Here is a 17,342-nt window from a genome sequence, read left to right as displayed (position 1 = left end):
ATGACCCGACGACCGAATCCCGGTACTCTCTGCCCATTTCACGCACGAGGTCGCAGCAGCCATGCACAAAGAGGTCATCTTCACCGACGAGGCACCCAAGGCCATCGGCACCTATTCCCAGGCCGTGCGCGCGGGCGACACGGTCTACCTGTCCGGCCAGATTCCGCTCGACCCCGCGACCATGGAACTGGCCGGCGCCGACATCGAAACCCAGATCCGTCAGGTGTTCGCCAACCTGGCAGCGGTGGCGCGGGCCGCAGGCGGCAGCCTGGCCGATGTCGTCAAGCTCAACATCTACCTGACCGACCTGGCGCATTTCCCGATAGTCAACCAGCTCATGGCCGAATATTTCTCCGAGCCGTACCCAGCACGTGCCGCGGTCGGCGTGGCCGCGCTGCCACGCGACGTCGGTGTGGAAATGGAAGCGGTGATGGTGCTCGGCTGAAGCACGTGCGGCGCGGGGTGACGCGCCGATGACGGCGCTCGGGCTGCAGTCGCCGGTGGCTGCCATGAAGGGCGTCGGCGAGCGTCTCGCCGAACGCCTGACCCGGCTGGGCATCGAGCGCGTTGAGGATCTGCTGTTCCACCTGCCGCTGCGCTATCAGGATCGCAGTCGCCTGCATCCCCTGGGCGGGCTGCGCCCGCAGCAGGAGGTGTTGATACAGGGGCAGGTGCTGCACGCCGAGGTGGTGGTGCGTCGCCGCCGGGCCCTGCTGGTGCGCCTGGGCGACCAGACCGGGCAGATCACCCTGCGCTTCTTCCACTTCGGCTCCACGCAGCGCAATCAGCTCGTTACCGGACAATGGGTACGCGCCTTCGGCGAGGCCAGGGCGGGCGTCGTCGGGTTGGAAATGGTGCATCCGGAGTACCGCATCCTCGCCGAGCCGGACGGCGAGCCGCTGGAACAGACCCTGACCCCCGTCTATCCCGCCACCGAGGGGGTGGGGCAGGCCACCCTGCGCCGGCTGATCGGTTTGGCGCGTGCCTACGGCGGCCTGCACGACTGGCTGCCCGTCGACCGCCTGCCCGATACGCTGCGCTACGGGCTCGCCGAGGCGATCGAGCTGATCCACGCGCCGCCGGTGGATGCCGACACCGCGGCCCTGCTGACCGGGCGCCACCCCGCACAGCGACGCCTGGCCTTCGAGGAACTGGTCGCGCACCAGCTCGGCATGGCGCGACTGCGCGCGGAGGCGCGCACGGAAAACGCGCCCCCGTTGCCGGCGCCGACCGCGGACTCCCTGTGCGCGCGATTCGTGGGGGCCCTCCCGTTTGCCCTGACCGGCGCGCAGCAACGCGTGATGGACGAGATCGCGGCGGATCTGTCGCGCGCGCATCCCATGCTCCGACTGGTGCAGGGCGATGTCGGTTCCGGCAAGACGGTGGTCGCCGTCGCCGCCTGCCTGCAGGCCGTGGCCGGCGGCTATCAGGCGGCCATGATGGCGCCGACCGAATTGCTCGCCGAACAGCATTACCGCAATGCGGAACGCTGGCTGGCGCCGCTGGGCGTTCGCGTGGTCTGGCTCTCCGGGCGACAGCGCGAGACACAGCGAAGCGAAGTGCTGGCCGAGCTGGCGGACGGTCGCGCTGCCGTTACGGTGGGCACGCATGCGCTGTTCCAGGAAGCCGTGCGCTTCGCCCGACTCGGGCTGGTCGTGATCGACGAGCAGCATCGCTTCGGCGTGCACCAGCGCCTCGCCCTGCGCGAGAAGGCCGCCGACGGAGGCTGGGTGCCGCATCAACTGGTGATGACCGCGACGCCCATACCGCGCACGCTGGCGATGACGGCCTACGCGGACCTCGACTATTCGGTGATCGACGAGCTGCCGCCGGGGCGCGAGCCGGTGGTCACCGTTGCGATACCGGATACTCGGCGAAGCGAGATCGTCGAGCGAATCAACGCCGCGGTGGGGCGCGGCCAGCAGGTCTACTGGGTATGCACTCTGATCGAGGAATCGGAAGCCCTGCAGTGCGAAACCGCCGAGGCGACATACGCGCTGCTCACCGAAACACTGCCCGCGGTCGCCGTCGGATTGGTGCACGGGCGTCTCAAGGCGGCGGACAAGGAGGCCGTGATGCGCGCCTTCCAGCAGGGCGAGCTGGACCTGCTGGTGGCGACCACAGTGATCGAGGTGGGCGTCGACGTACCCAATGCCTCGCTGATGGTGATCGAGAACGCCGAGCGTCTGGGGCTGGCCCAGCTGCATCAGCTGCGCGGGCGAGTGGGACGCGGAACTGCGGCTTCGAGCTGCGTATTGCTCTATCATCCTCCCTTGGGGGAGACGGCGCGCCGGCGTTTGCAGGTCATGCGCGAAACCGGCGACGGTTTCGAAGTGGCGCGACACGATCTCGAAATCCGCGGGCCGGGCGAGCTTCTCGGCACGCGGCAGACAGGGCTGGCACGGTTGCGAGTTGCCGACATGGCGCAGGACGCGGATCTCATCCCGGCCGCACTGCAGCTGGCGCACGCACTGGCATCCGTCGGCAGTGCAGCCAGCGATGCGCTGATCAGGCGCTGGGTGGCCGGCGGTATCCGCTATGCCCAGGTTTGAGTGGCGACGCGTCCCGGGTCGGCGGCTCCCCTTGCAACACCTCGGACCCGGCTGGCTATAATCAGTCAGGTTGGGTGAGCCTACAAGTATCCATAAAATGATTGCCGAGCTGAAGGAGGCGCAATGAGAAGGATGTTCAAGGGAGCAGGAATCATCGGAATCTTGGGAGCGGTCGTCACGCTGCTGGCTGCGCCGGTCGTGGTGCAGGCCAGTCCGGAACACGATCTCAAGGAATTCCGCCAGTTTTTTGAGCACCGTTTCCCGGGTGTGCCTTTAAAGGCCTACGCCCAGGGCGAATGGATTCCCGGCATCAATTCCGAGGATGCGATCAGTCAGTACAAGAGCATCATGCAGTTTCCGCCGCAGGACGCCGGTATTGCTACAGGCAAGCAGCTGTTCGAGAAACCATTTGCCAATGGCAAGACCTATGCGAGCTGCTTCCGCAATGGTGGCAAGGACATACGCCAGTACTACCCCTACTTTGACAAGAAGACCGGCCAGGTGGTGACTCTGGAGTCCGCCATCAACGAATGTCGAGTCAAGAACGGCGAGAAGCCGCTGCCGTGGAAGCGGGGCAAGATCGCCGATATCGCGGCGTATATGGCGAGCACGTCGGACGGCAAGCCGATGCACATCACAGTGCCCAACGATCCTGCTGCCTTGGCGGCCTACGAGCGCGGCAAGGATTTCTTCTATGCCAAGCGTGGGCAGCTGAATTTCTCCTGCGCCGACTGCCACATGGTCCATGCAGGTAAGAAGCTGCGTACGCAGACGCTCAGCCCGGCTCTGGGCATGCTCAACGGTTTCCCGGTCTATCGTGCGAAGTGGAGCAACCTCGGTACTATCGATCGCCGCTTCATCGGTTGTAATAAACAAGTGCGCGCCAAGCCGTTCAAACCGCAGAGCGTCGAATATCGCGATCTCGAGTACTTCCTCTCGTACATGAGCAACGGTTTGCCGGTGACCGGTCCCGGTTACCGCAACTGATTCATGCGCAAGACCGCAGCCGGGCATCGGCCTGGCTGCGGTTGCAACACCAACCATCCTCAAGCTGACTTGCCGCTCCTAATGCATTCCGGCTGCGGTGCACAGCGTCCTGGCATGTCCCTGCCATTTGGTCCATTTCAAACGCGCGTAGCCCCGCCATAGGTCCGTTGCGAACCGTCGCGGTTAGAGATTCAGATTCGGACTGTGATGTGACGAGGGCAGCGTGTCGTGCCCTGGAGGGGGGGCCCGGCCATGCGGCCGGGCGAGGTGCGGTGGGTTATTCCTTGATTTCGGTCCAGCCTTCGTTGTGCCGCTTGATGATCTCGGCGATGGCGCCGGGAACCACGGTCACGCCTTCGGCCAGCTGCGACTTCTTGAGATGCATGGCCTTCATGGTCTGATGGCAGGCGGCGAATTTGATGCCGTACATCGACAGACTCTGGATGTCCGCGGCGTAGGGCGAATTCTTCAGCAGGAACTTGATGCCGGGACCCCACGCGATGACCTCGGCGTGCGCGGTGTTCATGCCGACGACCTTTTCCATGGTGCGCAGGTTGTTGATGGTGATGGCCCACTCGGCGTGATTGTTCTGATTCACCTCGAGCAGTACCTTGAAGGGGCCGGGTCCCCAAGGTGGCGTTTTATGCGTGGCGGCCATCGCGGAGGTCGCGCCGAAGGCGCAGACGGCGAGAGCGGTGGCGGCTAGTTGACGTCGAAAGTTCACGAATGAATCTCCTGGGTGATGGTAGTTGCGATAGGCTTTGCATTAACCCCGATAATCTTCCGCCCGTGGAACCTGGTGCTCTGCGACACCTTATCGCTGCCCTTGAACAACGAGCCACTCACTGGACGGCTGAAGTCCCATGAAATCTGGGATTCAACAATATATGACGCAGCGATCCGAAAATTTAATCCATGAATGGGACGTCTCGCCCAGCGAGGCCCGTCTCATTCAAGCCGACCTGGCGGCTGAAGTCTCACAGAGCGACGAATTCGGCCCGCTGCGCCTTGTAGCCGGCATTGACGTCGGATTCGAAGGCGGTGGGGCGATCACGCGGGCTGCGGTGGTGGTGCTGAGTTGGCCGGAAATGCGGCCGATCGAGCAGGCGCTGTTGCGTCGCGAAACCCGATTCCCCTATGTTCCCGGCCTGTTGTCCTTCCGTGAACTGCCCGCGGTGCTTGAGGCAATCGACCGTCTGCAAACCCTGCCGGATCTTGTTTTTTGCGATGGCCAAGGTGTGGCGCATCCACGCCGCCTCGGTATCGCAGCACACTTTGGGGTATTAACTGGCCTGGCGAGCATTGGCGTCGGCAAATCTCGGTTGGTAGGCGAGTATGGCGAGCTCGGACAAGCTAAGGGTGAGACGACCCCGCTGTGCGTGGGCGATGAGCGTATCGGCACGGTTCTGCGTAGCCGCAGTGGAGTTCGCCCACTTTTTATTTCACCGGGGCACCGCGTTTCCCAGACTACGGCGCCTCTGCTGGTGATGCAGGCTCTTACCCGTTTCCGCCTACCTGAGCCGATACGTGCCGCGCACCGATTGGCCTCTGCTCCGGCCATCGCCCGTGCTTCCGGGCACCGACCTAAGCTCTGAATCATCCGTAGTTGATCTGGCGCAGGTACTTATTTTCGCCGTACGGCTAAGGTGCCGTTGGATGGAGGAATTTACCGGTTGGAGTGTCATGAGCACACAAGATGGGGTGACGGTCGAAACGGACACTGCACGCTTGCTCAGACGGCAGCTGAAGGCGGCTGACCAGGCGCTGGCGAGGCTCGCACGGGGTGAGGATGAGGCGCTGCACGACTTTCGTGTCGCCGTGCGGCGGGTACGTAGTCGACTGAAATGGCATCCGGCGAAAACTAAGGACATCCGCGAACTGTCGCGTAACCTGCGCAAGCTGACTCGGGTCAGTGACGAGGCGCGCAACGCAGAGGCATGGCTTGCGCTGCTGGATGTGCTTGCCAAGGAGGCCGCACGCCAGGAAGCCGAGGGTGTTGCACAGGTACGCGCGCGTTTGATGCAGCGTTTGCGTATTTCGTTGGACGATGCGCGTGAGGCGATCGAGCACCGCTATCCGCCCTTGCGTGCAGATTTGCATGCGCTTGTCCACGGGCGTCAGAAACTTGCCCTCCCGGGGAATGAGACGGCCGAGTTTCGAGTTCGGGCGGAAGCGCTCTGGCACCGCCTGGATGAAAGTCTGGCTGGACTCTGGCCGGATCTGGACGAGCATACGTTGCACCGAACGAGATTATTATCAAAACGTCTGCGTTACTGGCTCGAATCGGATCAGACCCTGTTTGCACCCGACCAATCGGATACGGTCGTGACGGAACTCAAGGCGCTGCAGACCCGTTTAGGCGACTGGCGTGACGCGCAGAAGTTCGGCGCTTGGATGTCGGATACCGCGGCGGCCACCTGCGGCGCGCATGCTCGCGAGATGGTGCTTGCAGCGATGCGGGAGGACGTCCGCGGCTTCGCGATTCTGCAGGCGCACGAGACACTGCCAGGTTTGGTGTATCTGGCGACCCGTCTGAGCGCACACTACTCGGAGCTGAGAATTCAACTGGAGCCGCATTTGGCCGTTGGTGCACTTGCCGGCTTGCGTAAGCGGATGGAAGGTCTCCTGGCGAGTGATGACGTCGCTGCGGCTGCGGACCCCGCTATGCAATATCAGTCGTCCGAGTCTGATGAAGTGCGGGTTTGAGCGAGGAAAATCACTCCAGCCTGAACGCACAGTGGTATTGCGGTCAGTCGGTCGCCGAAACAGGGTCCGGAGATGCATTGCCCGTCATGAATGCGGAACCGGGCGCCGTGTGTGGCGCAAATGATGGACCTTCGCTCACGGTCTAGCACCGCGCCCGGATTCCAGTCCAGCGGTGTGCCCAAATGCGGGCAGATGTTGAGATATCCGAAAACCTTGCCGGCATGGCGCACAATCATGAGTGGAATCGGACGGCCTGGGTTGGCTATGTCGACGGTCGTGCTCCCGGGGTCATCGATTGCGCCCAGCGCTACCAGCGGTTCGTCGCCGCACGTGTTCATCGGTTTCCTTGGCCGGCGAGGTGGGCGAATCCATATCCACCGACCTTGCGCGAGGCCAGGTTGGATGCCTGGTGCAGGGCCTCGGATAGTGTCGCTCCGGTGGCGAGTGCGGCGATCAGACCGGCGTTGAAGGCATCCCCGGCGCCGAGCGTGTCCACCGCTTGCGCGGGTCCCGCCGGCGCATGCATGGCGTCGTGCCCGCCCACGGGCAGCGCCCAAGCGCCGCTGGTTCCCCAGGCGCAGACCAGCGTGGCGCGTGGTGCGCGAGGACGCATGGCGGCCAACAGCTCCGGAGCGTTTGTGTAGCCCATGGAGACGACATAGGCGCGACTGAAGATCAGCACATCGGCCATGGGCAGCAATGCATCCAGTCCGGGGCGGGATTTTTCGATCTCGATGGAGATCGGCTGATCGCGTAGCAGGCGTCGTGCATGTCTGAGCATTTTCAGGGTCTCGCCTGGATTGCGCCCCTCGAAGTGGAGCCAGTCGAACTGCTCCACGGCAACGGCCTTGAAGTGGGCTGCGCTGAGTTCCGGTAGGTCACGGTAATGAACGATGGTGCGCGAACCATTGGCTGCATTCAGGGTGACGTAGGACGTCGGTGTGACGCCGTGGATGCACGGGCAATGCTGGTGACGGACGGCTTCCGCCTGCAGTGTGTCGCGGATCATGAGAGCGCTCGGGTCGTCAGCCAACTGTGCCAGCAGCTCCACGCGGTGGCCTATCGCAGCCAGTGCCCGAGCGCTGTTCAGGGCATTGCCCCCCGGTACAAGGCGCTGCGCGTTGGCGCGCAGTTCTTCGTCTTCGGCGGGGTAGTGGTCGACTGTGTTGACGATGTCGAGCGTGGCGATGCCGGTCAACAGAAACAGACTCATGGTCAATCCTGTCGTTAAACGGTGGCATAACCTACCATAGGATCCGTCTGACGCCGACAAGGAGGAACAACGCTTGAACCAACCGGAAGATGCCGAGCGTGCGTTTTACGAAGCCTTCATGGCACATGATACGGAGGCTATGATGCGAGTTTGGTCGACGGACCGTCCTGTCGTATGTATCCACCCCGGTATGCCCCGTCTCGAAGGTACCCAGGCGATCCGCGCAAGCTGGGCGGAACTGTTCGGCGCGGCGGGCACTCAGGCGGAGTTGCCGCGACTTCAGATTCAGCCTCTGTCGCGTTCGCGCTCGGAGGGGCTTGCCGTGCATATGGTGGTCGAACGGTTCATCGCTGGCAGTGAGGTCGGCACGGTCTTCGCCGTCAACAGCTTCCGGCGCGGCGCCGGGGGTTGGCGCATCGTTGCGCACCACGCCTCGCCTGGTTGGACCGAGCGGGTGCCCTCCCATGGCCCACTGCATTGAGCGGGCCGGTATATTCATCGCCCGAGGCCTGTGAGGCAGCCTATTACGCGGCGCTGCAGGCCGCCGACCACGAGGCGATGATGTCGGTATGGGCGGATACGGACGATGTGGTGTGCATGCACCCGGCCCCGGGTGCACGGCCTCAGGTAGGCGTCCTCTCAGTGATGGAGGGATGGTTGGCCGTGTTTGCGCGCGCGTTGGACGTTCGGGTAGAGCCGCTATGTCTATGGCGCGAGACGGATGTGGAACTCGCGGTGCATGTCGGCGAGGAGCGCATCGTGCGTGCCGGCGAGCTGATGCCGAGCGGGGTTCTGCATTACTGCAACAGTTACCGGCGGTTTTCGGAAGGTTGGCGGATGATCGGGCATCTAGCCACGCCGCAGGCAAAACCGTCTCCGCCCCTTACGCCTTCGACGTCCCAGGGTCTGCACTGAACGTATGGGTCGCGGAGAACGGCGCAGGCTGCGGCCGCCCGATATGGAACCCCTGGGCGTAGTCGACGCCGATATCCCGCAGGGCGGAGAGGGTGGCCTCGTCCTCGACCGATTCGGCGATGATCAGCAGGTTGAACGCGCGCCCGATTTCGCAGAAGGATTCCACCAGGCTGCGGTCGGTGCGGTCCTGGCGCATGCCGCGCACGAACTCGCCCTCGATCTTGAGAAAATCCACTGGCAGTCGCTTGAGATAGGTGAAGGAGCTCAATCCGGCACCGAAGTCGTCCAGGGCGAAACGCACGCCGCGCGCGCGTAATTGGCTAATCAGCGTTTGCGCGCCGTGCATGTTCGAGATGGCGGCAGTCTCGGTGATTTCGAAGCAGACCTGCGCAGGGCTGACGCCGTGGTGGCGCAGGCGTTCGAAAATGAAATTGGCGAGATTAGGCTCGCCGACCGATTGCCCGGACAGGTTGATGGTGTACAGGGTACCGTGCGGATCTCCGGCACTGCGTGCGATCAGTCCCAATGCCAGATCGACGATTCTCCGGTCCAGTTCAGCCATCAGCTGATAGCGCTCCGCCGCCGGTATGAACAGGTCCGGTGTCGCGAGGCTGCCGTCATCTAGGCGCATGCGCAGCAGGAATTCATGCATTTCGCGCGGCTGCGAGGCGGCCTTGAGCGGCAGCATCGGCTGCGTGTAGAGGATAAAGCGGTCGTTGTGCAAGGCCTCCTGCAGGCGCGCCAGCCAAAGCATCTGCCCTGAGCGCTGGGCGATCGCGGCATCCGCTTCGTCATAGACGTGGAAATTGTTGCGTCCCTTGTCCTTGGCTGCCAGGCAGGCGAGGTCGGCCTTGATGAGCAAGTCGCCGGCATCCTGTCGGTCATCCGCCACTAGTACCAGTCCGATGCTCGCACCGATGTTGAAATGCTGCTGTTCCCAGTTGAAATCGAAGACCTTGGCCGCCTCGATAAGATGCTGCGCAACCTGCTGGGGGGTGTCCTCCAGATTGGGTGGAAGGAGGATGCCGAACTCGTCGGCACCCAGTCGGGCGAGGATCGTCCCGGTGGGCAGAACGGTACCCAGCAGCCAGGCAAACTGACGCAACAGCTCGTCGCCCGCGCGGTGTCCGGCGGTATCGTTGATCAGTTTGAAGTGGTTGAGATCGATCTGGCAGAGCGCGCCGCGGGGGCCGCCCGGTTGACGTAGGTTGAGCCACTGGCGCAAGTAGGTTTCGAAACTGCGGCGGTTGAGCAGGCCGGTCAGCGGGTCGCGTGTCGATTGGTAGTCCAGCGCGTTTTCCAGCTCGCGTTCGCGACTGACATCGCGCAGCACCAGGGCGAGGCCGCCGCCAGTGCGGTTGCGACCGCTCAGTGCTGAGACACGGATTTCCACGATGTGATTGCGCCCGTCACGTGCCTGCAGGATGCCTTCCGCCGCACTTGCGCCGCGGTTACCCAGGCTGGCGAGGTCAGCATACATCGGTTCGCGGGTGTGTTCCTCCAGCAAAGGGGCAATTTCACCCAGGCCGCGGCCAAGCGCGCTGGCCAACGGCCAGCCGGTAAGTCGCGTGGCGACCGGATTCATGAACTGGATACGCATGCCGGCATCGGTGGTAATGACCGCATCGGTGATCGAACTCAGAGCGATTTCGGCCTGCTCCCGGCTATGTGCCAGTTCGCTTTCGACCGCCGCCTGGGTCCGCCGGGCATGGCGGCGCAGTCCGGTGATCCACCCAAGGGCGCCGATCAAAATCCAGGGCAGCAGTGCGGCCGGGAGACTGGTTCCAAGGCGTAAATCCGCCAATTCGGCATACCGGGTCAGGTCGATCGAGAGACGATGGTGGTCGACATGCAATCGCTGATCGACCCGATAGCTCGGAAGAATGCTCGGCAACGGCGTGCCCTCGCGGGCTTCGCTGTGGTAGATCGTCTGCCCCTGACCACGGGGTACACTCAGGTTGCGGATGCTCAGGGACCACTGCGGGTGGGCGTCGAGTATGCCGTCGAGCATGCGCGGGAAATCGACCGACAGCATGAACATGCCGCTGAGCTGGCGTTTGCGTTCGGCGGCATCGGCGGGCGGCTTGCGGCCGTTGTAGGTGGCCATCAGCGCGAGATAGCCCGGTCGATTGCCGTTGAAGCGCGGGACCGCGATAACGGCCATGCGTCCCTTGCGGACGGCGCGTTCTACCGCTTCGGCGATTTGGGGGTCGCTCAGCAGATCGGCACCCAGAAACCCGGCGTTGGTGGCGCTGCTGGGCGCCAGGAAGCCGATGACCAGCGCGGGTCGGTCGCGCGGGACGCTGCCGTCGAACTCGCCGAAGGGATGGAGGTGGAATTGCGGGTGGCCTTGTTCGCGCATGCGCGCGACGTAGCCGTCGCGCTCTGCCGCGGGCAGCCAGCGCAGATAGGCGAAATTCGAGAAGTAGGGATAGCTGTGCAGCAGTGCGCCGGCAACGGAGGAAAGCTGCTGCGCACCGTGCAGGGCGTTGGCCTGGTAGAGGCCGGACAGCGGGGTGAGTACGGCGCGGTCGGTGGCTAGGCGCTGTGTGATCAGCTGGATGATGCCGGTGGCCTGGGCGGCATAGATGCGTTGCGAGGCGCTGAGGTTGAGCCAGCTGATGACGGCAATGAGGAGGAAGCTCAGGACCAGTGCGGCGGCCGCGCTCACGCCGATTTCGAACCAGGTGAACAGTGGCGCGGATTCGCGCGAGGCAGGGGACTTTGGTTCAGACATCGGGTATGCCGGTTGGCGGCTGGCCATGGGCGGTGCGGACGACGGCATCGCGGGGGCCGGTGGCTCCCTTGTCGGCTACAGCGACATCAGCCCGGTTGCCCAGCGCAAGCCTTGGGGTCGTCGTGACCAAATTCATGTCCTTGTGGGACGGCGGTTGTGGCGGATGTTAGCAGAGCGGCGTCCGCCTGCCGATAGCGAATCGGCTAGCGGCGATCCTGGTCTCCGGTATCCGGGGTCCCGCTGAAATGCACCACGCGCTGCGGATAGGGGATTGTGATGCCGTGCCTCTTGAAGGCACGCCAGATGGCGAGATTGAGTTCGGAGCGGATGTTGTTGACGCCGGCCTCAGGGTCCTGAATCCAGGCACGCAGTTCGAGACGCATGCCGTTGTCGTCGAATGAGAGCAGGCGTGCGCCCGGTGACGGGTCGTCGAGTATGCGAGAGTGCGTGCGTGCAACCTCCTCCATCAGGCGCAGGGCGATTTCGGGATCGTCGGCGTAGCTGATGGTGACAGGCGTCTTGAGACGCACCTTGCGGTCGGTGTAACTCCAGTTGATCACCTGCGAGGTCACGAGGTTCTCGTTCGGGATCAGCGTTTCCACCCCGTCGCGGTCGCGCACGACGATGTAGCGGGCGCGCAATTCCTGCACCCAGCCGAAGCGGTCGCCGATGCTGATCACGTCGCCGGGCCGGATGGAGCGGTCGAACAGCAGGATGAAGCCGCTGACGAGGTTGCTCGCGATGCGCTGCAGGCCGAGGCCGAGGCCGACGCCGAGCGCACCGCCGAACACGGTGAAGGCGGTCAGGTCGATGCCGACCAGATTCAGTCCGATCAGCAGGCCGAAGACCAGCATCACGAATTTGATCACCTTGGCGATGCCCACGCGCAGACCGGCGCTGATGCCGCCCGCGGCCATGATCTGGCGCTCGATGGCGCTGCCGACCCACCAGGTGAGCAGGAACACCACGCCGATCAGCATGCCGGCCTTGAACAGCGTCAGCAGCGTAATGGGATGCGTCCCGGGGGTGAGCTGCACGCGGTCGAGCAGCTTCGACAGCGGTTCGAGCCAGCCGAGCAGGTGCAGCGCGACCACCGCCCAGATGGACAGGCCGACGATCTGTTCCCAGGCGCGCAGCGTCGGCCCAGGGCGAAGTCCCTGGCGCAGGAAGTAGACCAGCAGGCGGATCGCGGCCAGTGACAACAGCAAGGGAGTCATCACCGCCAGGATCTCTCCGGGACGGTGTGCGGCCAGCAGCGCGGCACGCCCGGTCAGGGTGACGAGCAGCGCGGTCAGCGGAAAGGCGAGTCGCTCGGAGCCGCGCAACAGGATGCGGCGCAGGCTGCGCAATGGGGCGTTTTCGGTGGCCTGCGCCACGCGCTGCGTGGCCAGACGATGGGCCAGCCAGCCGACGGCCAGCGCCAGGACGATGATGCCGAGCTGCCACAGCCGGCCCGGCGTCAGCATCTGGATGATCGGATTCATGCCGGCTCTCCAGGTCGCGAGGCGGCGGGCTGCAACCAGCCGCGGAAGCGCGTGAGCAGCAGCAGCCCCGGTACCGCGAGCAGGGCGCAGACGACGAAGAACATCGGCCAGCCGAGATCCTGCGCCATGTAGCCGGTGCTGGCGGCGAGCAGGGTGCGCGGCACGCCCATCAGGCTGGTGAGCAGCGCGTACTGCGTGGCGGTGAATTCCTTGTTGGTCAGGTTCGCCATGAAGCCGATGAAGGCGGCCGTGCCCATGCCGCCGGTGAAGTTCTCGAAGGCGATGATCACGGCCAGCCAGCCGAGCACGGGGCCGGTGTAGACCAGCCAGGCGAAGGCGGCGGTGGACAGGGCCTGCAGCAGCCCGAACAGCCACAGGGCACGGTACTGGCCGATGCGCAGAATGCCGATGCCGCCGGCGAAACCGCCGAGCACGGTGGCCCAGAAGCCGAACAGCTTGACCACCGCACCGATGTCCGCCTTGGAGTAGCCGAGCTGCAGATAGAAGGGGGTGGTCATGGTGGTGGCGAGGGTGTCGCCGAGCTTGTAGAGCAGGATGAACAGCAGGATCAGCAGCGCATTCTGCCGTTGGCTGAAGAACTCGACGAAGGGCCCGACCACGGCGGTGCGCAGGTCGGGCGGCAGGGGCTTATGGGTGTTCGGCTCGGGCGCGAACAGCGTGGTGACGAGGCCGGGCAGCATGAGCGCCGCCATCGCGGCGAAGGTCAGTGCGAAACCGGCGTACTGCGCGAGGATCAGACCGCCGCCGGAGGCCACCAGCATGCCGACGCGGTAGCCCCATACGTACAGCGAGGCGCCGAGCCCCTGTTCGTCGTCGGCCAGCGACTCGCGCCGGTAGGCGTCGATCACCGTGTCCTGCATGGCCGAGAACAGCGCCACCAGCAGCGCGAACACGGCCACCAGGGTGAGGTTGCGGTGCGGGTCGGTCTGGCCCAGCAACAGGATGGCGAGCGCCAGCAGCAGCTGCAGCACGAACAGCCAGCCGCGGCGGCGTCCGAGCAGCGGCGGGACGTAGCGGTCCATGAACGGCGCCCACAGGAACTTGATCGTGTAGGGAATGCCGACGAGGGCGAACAGGCCGATCTCGCCGAGGGACACGCCGGCCTGGGTCAGCCAGGCCTGCAGCAGGGTCAATGTGAGCAGCAGCGGGAGACCGGAGGCGAAGCCCATGAGCGCCGCCACGATCATGCGGCCGGTGAAGAATTCGCGCAGCAGGGCGGCGTAGCTCAGCTTCAAGTGGCGTATCCGGTCGACGGTGTGCCGACATGATACATGGCACGCGCCCGGTTGCGCCTTGTGCGTCGTGCCGGGTCTAAATCAGCTCTCGGTCGTAGTCGATGGTCAGCGGGGCGTGGTCGGAGAAGCGTTGCTCGCGGTAGATCGCGGTGGCGCGGACCTTGTCGGCGAGCGAGGGACTGACCACCTGGTAGTCGATGCGCCAGCCGACATTCTTGGCCCACGCCTGGCCGCGGTTGGACCACCAGGTGTACTGCTCGGGCGCTTGCTCGATCCGGCGGAACGCATCGACATAGCCCAACTCGCCGAACAGGCGGTCCAGCCAGGCGCGTTCTTCGGGCAGGCAGCCGGAGTTCTTCTGGTTGCCGCGCCAGTTCTTGATGTCGGCGGCGGTGTGCACGATGTTCCAGTCGGCGCAGATCACGTACTCACGCCCGTTGCCGCGCAGCTCGTCCAGGTGCCGGTACAGGCAGTCCATCAGGCGGTACTTGATCTGCTGGCGTACATCGCCGGAGGAACCCGACGGCATGTACAGGGAGATCACGCTCAGGTTGCCGAAGCGGGCTTCCAGCCAGCGGCCCTCGGTCTCGAACTCCGGGCATTCGGGGCAGCCGAGCACGGCTTCCACCGCATCGGGCTTGCGCCGCGCGTACAGTGCGACGCCGCTGTAGCCCTTCTTCTCGGCATCGGAGTAGTAGCAGTCCCAGCCTTCCGGCCAGAACGCCGCATCGGTGAGCTGCTCGGCCTGGGCCTTGGTTTCCTGGATGCAGACCACGTCCGCATGCTGCTGCGGCAGCCAGTCGAAAAAGCCCTTGCGTGCGGCGGAGCGGATGCCGTTGGCGTTGAAGGTGATGATGCGCATGATGCAGGCGGTTCGGCGAAAAGGCGCCAGTCTAGCATCGCTTCACGCGCTTGCGGCTGGCGCCTCGGCGGTCTTTTCCGTGTCTGGCGGGGTCATGGCGAGCAGGGTCCAGTCCGCCGTCGGACGGATTTCGGTGTCCGCGGCGAACACGCGCAGGTGATTTTTGGGCGTGATGGCGAAAAGCGGGATGGCATTGCCGTGGGTTTTGCGCCAGTCCTCGTAGCCGAAGCTGGCGGTGAGCGTGGTGGAGCGGATCTCCGCGCCCTGGCTGACCAGGCTCTGCAGCTTGCGGTAGGAGATGTCACCGCCGAACAGGGGCCGGCCGCGGAACTCGGCCGCGACCGTGTGCTTCTGCCGGCGCGCCTCGTTGTCCGTCGGCGTGGGCAGGGTGTAGACGCTGCGCACGCCGAGTTCGCGGCGGTAATACTGCGCGGCCAGGACGTTGAGATCGCCCTGCGGCGACAGCCCGAGCAGGCGGCCGATGCCGATCAAGTCGAGGTGGCGGTCGGCGTGCTCGGACACGGGATTGCCGTAGTAGGTGCTCAGGCCGTCCATGCGGGCGGCCTTGACGTGTTCCCAGTAGCTGTCGGCCAGAATGACCTGAAAGCCGCGCTTTTGCAGGGCACGGCCGACGGCACGGGCCACCGGATTGGCGCCGACCAGCAGCAGGCCCCGGGGTTCCGGCTCGGCGATGCCGAGGAAGCTGGCGAGCGGGCGCGCGGTCAGGCTTTGCAGCACCACCGTGCCGATGATGACGAGAAAGGTCAGGGGCACGAGGCGGTTGGCGTCGTGGTAGCCAAGTTCGGAGAGGCGCAGCGCGAACAGGGCCGAGACTGCCGCTGCGATGATGCCGCGCGGGCCGATCCAGGCAAGCAGCACCCGCTCGCGCATATTAAGCGGCGAACCGAGGGTGGACAGCCACACCTTGAGCGGGCGTGAGACGAGTTGCAGCACCACGAGCACACCCAGCGCGCCCCAGCCGATGCGCAGCATCTGCGTCAGATCCAGGCGCGCGGCGAGCACGATGAACAGCCCTGAGATGAAGAACACGCTCAGGCTTTCCTTGAAGTCGAGGATGGCGTCGACCGGGATGCGCTTCATGTTGGCCAGCCACATGCCCATCACCGTGACTGCGAGCAGGCCGGATTCAGGGGCGAGCATGTCGGCGCCGGCGAATACCGCGAACACGGCGGACAGCGTGGTGACGTTGTGCAGGTACTCCGGCAGCAGGTAATTGCGCAGCAACAGGCCGAGGCAGTATCCGGCGGCGACGCCGAGCACCCCGCCAACGCTGAGGATCATGGCGAAGGTGCCGATCAGATGCCCCACGGCACCGGTGCCCTGGCTGGAGATGATGAATTCGTAGACCACAACTGCGAGCAGTGCGCCCAGCGGATCGATGACGATGCCTTCCCAGCGCAGCGCCTTGGCGACGGCGGCATTGGGACGTACGGTGCGTAGCATGGGGATGATCACGGTAGGGCCGGTGACGGTCATCATCGCGCCGAACAACGCGGCCAGTTGCCAGTCGAGACCGACCAGCCAGTGCGCAGCGAGTGCGGTGATCGAGCCGCTGATCAGCAGTCCGAAGCTCACCAGGTTGCGTACCACCCGTTCGAGTCCGCGGATCTCGTCGAGGCGCAGCGTCAGGCTGCCTTCGAACAGGATCACCGCGACGGCCAGCGAGACGATCGGGAACAGCAGGTCGCCGAACACGCGGTCCGGATCGAGCCATCCGGTGACCGGGCCGATGAGGATGCCGGCGAGCAGCAGGAAGAGGATTGCCGGCAGTTTGACCCGCCAGGCAATCCATTGGCACAGAACACCCAGCAACCCGACGGCGGCGATCGCGAATAGGGCGAATTCGTTCATGGATGCGAACAGTGGTTGTCAGGGGCGCAAAGCCTACTCTAGCATGTTGACCACAGACTATTAGGGAATCACATGAGCGCGAGCGACCAGCAGAATTTCCTCGACTTCGCCATCGAACGCGGTGTGTTGCGCTTCGGCGAATTTACCCTCAAATCGGGACGCATCAGCCCGTACTTCTTCAATGCCGGCCTGTTCAACACGGGCGATGCCCTGGCTCGACTGGGGCGTTACTACGCCCAGGCCATCGTCGGCTCCGGCCTTGCCTTCGACATGCTCTTCGGGCCTGCCTACAAGGGTATCCCCCTGGTCGCCGCCACGGCGGTCGCATTGGCGGAACACCACGGGCTTGACCTGCCCTGGTGCTTCAACCGCAAGGAGGCCAAGGACCACGGGGAAGGTGGATCGCTGGTCGGCGCGCCGCTGAGCGGACGCGTGCTGGTGGTCGACGACGTGATCACCGCGGGTACGGCGATCCGCGAATCGGTCGAGATCATCCAGGCTGCCGGGGCGACGCTCGCCGGCGTGGCGATCTCGTTGAACCGCGAGGAGCGCGGTCGCGGCCGGCTCTCGGCGATCCAGGAAGTCGAGGAAAGCCTGGGCGTGCCGGTGATCAGCATCGCACGCCTGTCGGATCTGGTGGCGCATCTGCGCGGCGACCCGGAGCGCGCGGATGTGCTGGGCCGGTTGGAAGCCTATCGCGCCGAATACGGCGTGTAGACCCATGCAAGCCCATCCGAAAATCCTTCGTTCTGCCCCGC

At 64.7% G+C, this 17,342-nt stretch carries 16 protein-coding genes; 8 read left to right on the top strand and 8 right to left on the bottom strand.

Annotated features, from left to right (window positions below):
• Positions 1-61: 61 nt before the first annotated feature.
• From BJI67_RS15210 to soxA, 3 genes are all read left to right on the top strand, one after another.
• On the top strand, positions 62-445 hold the full coding sequence (locus tag BJI67_RS15210) for a RidA family protein (protein ID WP_070073760.1): 384 nt from the start codon (positions 62-64) through the stop codon (positions 443-445).
• 28 nt (positions 446-473) lie between these two features.
• Positions 474-2,552 (top strand): ATP-dependent DNA helicase RecG, encoded by a 2,079-nt coding sequence (gene recG / locus BJI67_RS15205; RefSeq protein ID WP_070073759.1) that lies wholly within the window; start codon positions 474-476, stop codon positions 2,550-2,552.
• A gap of 123 nt (positions 2,553-2,675) precedes the next feature.
• A complete protein-coding gene (gene soxA, locus BJI67_RS15200; RefSeq protein WP_156782171.1) occupies positions 2,676-3,539 on the top strand; it encodes a sulfur oxidation c-type cytochrome SoxA in 864 nt (287 codons plus the stop codon).
• 277 nt (positions 3,540-3,816) lie between these two features.
• Here soxA and BJI67_RS15195 read toward each other — a convergent pair whose 3' ends face one another.
• Positions 3,817-4,263 carry a DsrE family protein gene (locus BJI67_RS15195; RefSeq protein WP_070073757.1) on the bottom strand — a complete coding sequence of 149 codons (447 nt, stop codon included), beginning with the start codon at positions 4,261-4,263 and terminating at the stop codon, positions 3,817-3,819.
• A gap of 163 nt (positions 4,264-4,426) precedes the next feature.
• Between BJI67_RS15195 and nfi the strand changes: the two genes are divergently transcribed.
• Both nfi and BJI67_RS15185 read left to right on the top strand, forming a co-directional pair.
• Entirely contained in the window at positions 4,427-5,134 is a 708-nt protein-coding gene (nfi, locus tag BJI67_RS17085) for a deoxyribonuclease V (RefSeq protein WP_083250936.1), read from the top strand.
• Between the two features lie 88 nt (positions 5,135-5,222).
• Positions 5,223-6,245 (top strand): CHAD domain-containing protein, encoded by a 1,023-nt coding sequence (locus BJI67_RS15185; RefSeq protein WP_070073755.1) that lies wholly within the window; start codon positions 5,223-5,225, stop codon positions 6,243-6,245.
• Here BJI67_RS15185 and BJI67_RS18340 read toward each other — a convergent pair.
• Positions 6,212-6,481, bottom strand: coding sequence for a Rieske (2Fe-2S) protein (locus tag BJI67_RS18340; protein ID WP_407922822.1), 270 nt, complete (start codon positions 6,479-6,481; stop codon positions 6,212-6,214). The two genes, BJI67_RS15185 and BJI67_RS18340, sit on opposite strands and share 34 nt — an antisense overlap.
• A gap of 98 nt (positions 6,482-6,579) precedes the next feature.
• Positions 6,580-7,458, bottom strand: a complete 879-nt coding sequence (locus BJI67_RS15180; RefSeq protein WP_070073754.1) for a PfkB family carbohydrate kinase — start codon at positions 7,456-7,458, stop codon at positions 6,580-6,582.
• A 73-nt stretch (positions 7,459-7,531) separates the two neighbouring features.
• Here BJI67_RS15180 and BJI67_RS15175 point away from each other — a divergent pair, with 73 nt between their 5' ends.
• Both BJI67_RS15175 and BJI67_RS15170 read left to right on the top strand, forming a co-directional pair.
• Positions 7,532-7,939, top strand: a complete 408-nt coding sequence (locus tag BJI67_RS15175) for a YybH family protein (protein ID WP_070073753.1) — start codon at positions 7,532-7,534, stop codon at positions 7,937-7,939.
• Positions 7,936-8,373, top strand: coding sequence for a YybH family protein (locus BJI67_RS15170; RefSeq protein ID WP_070073752.1), 438 nt, complete (start codon positions 7,936-7,938; stop codon positions 8,371-8,373). The genes BJI67_RS15175 and BJI67_RS15170 overlap by 4 nt, the downstream gene beginning before the upstream one ends.
• Here the strand turns inward: BJI67_RS15170 and BJI67_RS15165 are convergent.
• The 5 genes from BJI67_RS15165 to BJI67_RS15145 all read right to left on the bottom strand — a co-directional run bounded on the left by BJI67_RS15165 (position 8,342) and on the right by BJI67_RS15145 (position 16,584).
• Positions 8,342-11,110 (bottom strand): EAL domain-containing protein, encoded by a 2,769-nt coding sequence (locus BJI67_RS15165; RefSeq protein ID WP_197513162.1) that lies wholly within the window; start codon positions 11,108-11,110, stop codon positions 8,342-8,344. The genes BJI67_RS15170 and BJI67_RS15165 overlap by 32 nt on opposite strands.
• Positions 11,111-11,313: 203 nt before the next feature.
• A complete protein-coding gene (locus tag BJI67_RS15160) occupies positions 11,314-12,594 on the bottom strand; it encodes a mechanosensitive ion channel family protein (protein WP_070073750.1) in 1,281 nt (426 codons plus the stop codon).
• A complete protein-coding gene (locus tag BJI67_RS15155) occupies positions 12,591-13,850 on the bottom strand; it encodes an AmpG family muropeptide MFS transporter (protein WP_231940867.1) in 1,260 nt (419 codons plus the stop codon). Before BJI67_RS15155 ends, BJI67_RS15160 begins: the two co-directional genes overlap by 4 nt.
• Before the next feature lie 76 nt (positions 13,851-13,926).
• Positions 13,927-14,712 (bottom strand): exodeoxyribonuclease III, encoded by a 786-nt coding sequence (locus BJI67_RS15150; protein ID WP_070073749.1) that lies wholly within the window; start codon positions 14,710-14,712, stop codon positions 13,927-13,929.
• A 42-nt stretch (positions 14,713-14,754) separates the two neighbouring features.
• Entirely contained in the window at positions 14,755-16,584 is a 1,830-nt protein-coding gene (locus BJI67_RS15145; protein WP_070073748.1) for a cation:proton antiporter, read from the bottom strand.
• Positions 16,585-16,656: 72 nt separating this feature from the next.
• Here BJI67_RS15145 and pyrE point away from each other — a divergent pair, with 72 nt between their 5' ends.
• The gene (gene pyrE / locus BJI67_RS15140) at positions 16,657-17,301 is read left to right on the top strand and encodes an orotate phosphoribosyltransferase (RefSeq protein ID WP_070073747.1); all 645 of its coding nucleotides are present in this window, start codon (positions 16,657-16,659) and stop codon (positions 17,299-17,301) included.
• Positions 17,302-17,342: the final 41 nt, after the last annotated feature.

It is taken from the genome of Acidihalobacter aeolianus (assembly GCF_001753165.1).
Lineage (GTDB): Bacteria > Pseudomonadota > Gammaproteobacteria > DSM-5130 > Acidihalobacteraceae > Acidihalobacter > Acidihalobacter aeolianus.
This window is presented reverse-complemented; position numbering and strand designations above follow the sequence as displayed.

Excerpts from the sequence above, each read along its gene's own strand:
- BJI67_RS15210 (WP_070073760.1), top strand. The coding sequence starts at position 62 with ATGCACAAAGAGGTCATCTTCACCGACGAGGCACCCAAGGCCATCGGC.
- recG (WP_070073759.1), top strand. The coding sequence starts at position 474 with ATGACGGCGCTCGGGCTGCAGTCGCCGGTGGCTGCCATGAAGGGCGTC.
- soxA (WP_156782171.1), top strand. The coding sequence starts at position 2,676 with ATGAGAAGGATGTTCAAGGGAGCAGGAATCATCGGAATCTTGGGAGCG.
- nfi (WP_083250936.1), top strand. The coding sequence starts at position 4,427 with ATGACGCAGCGATCCGAAAATTTAATCCATGAATGGGACGTCTCGCCC.
- BJI67_RS15185 (WP_070073755.1), top strand. The coding sequence starts at position 5,223 with ATGAGCACACAAGATGGGGTGACGGTCGAAACGGACACTGCACGCTTG.
- BJI67_RS18340 (WP_407922822.1), bottom strand. The coding sequence starts at position 6,481 with ATGATTGTGCGCCATGCCGGCAAGGTTTTCGGATATCTCAACATCTGC.
- BJI67_RS15180 (WP_070073754.1), bottom strand. The coding sequence starts at position 7,458 with ATGAGTCTGTTTCTGTTGACCGGCATCGCCACGCTCGACATCGTCAAC.
- BJI67_RS15165 (WP_197513162.1), bottom strand. The coding sequence starts at position 11,110 with ATGTCTGAACCAAAGTCCCCTGCCTCGCGCGAATCCGCGCCACTGTTC.
- BJI67_RS15160 (WP_070073750.1), bottom strand. The coding sequence starts at position 12,594 with ATGAATCCGATCATCCAGATGCTGACGCCGGGCCGGCTGTGGCAGCTC.
- BJI67_RS15150 (WP_070073749.1), bottom strand. The coding sequence starts at position 14,712 with ATGCGCATCATCACCTTCAACGCCAACGGCATCCGCTCCGCCGCACGC.
- BJI67_RS15145 (WP_070073748.1), bottom strand. The coding sequence starts at position 16,584 with ATGAACGAATTCGCCCTATTCGCGATCGCCGCCGTCGGGTTGCTGGGT.
- pyrE (WP_070073747.1), top strand. The coding sequence starts at position 16,657 with ATGAGCGCGAGCGACCAGCAGAATTTCCTCGACTTCGCCATCGAACGC.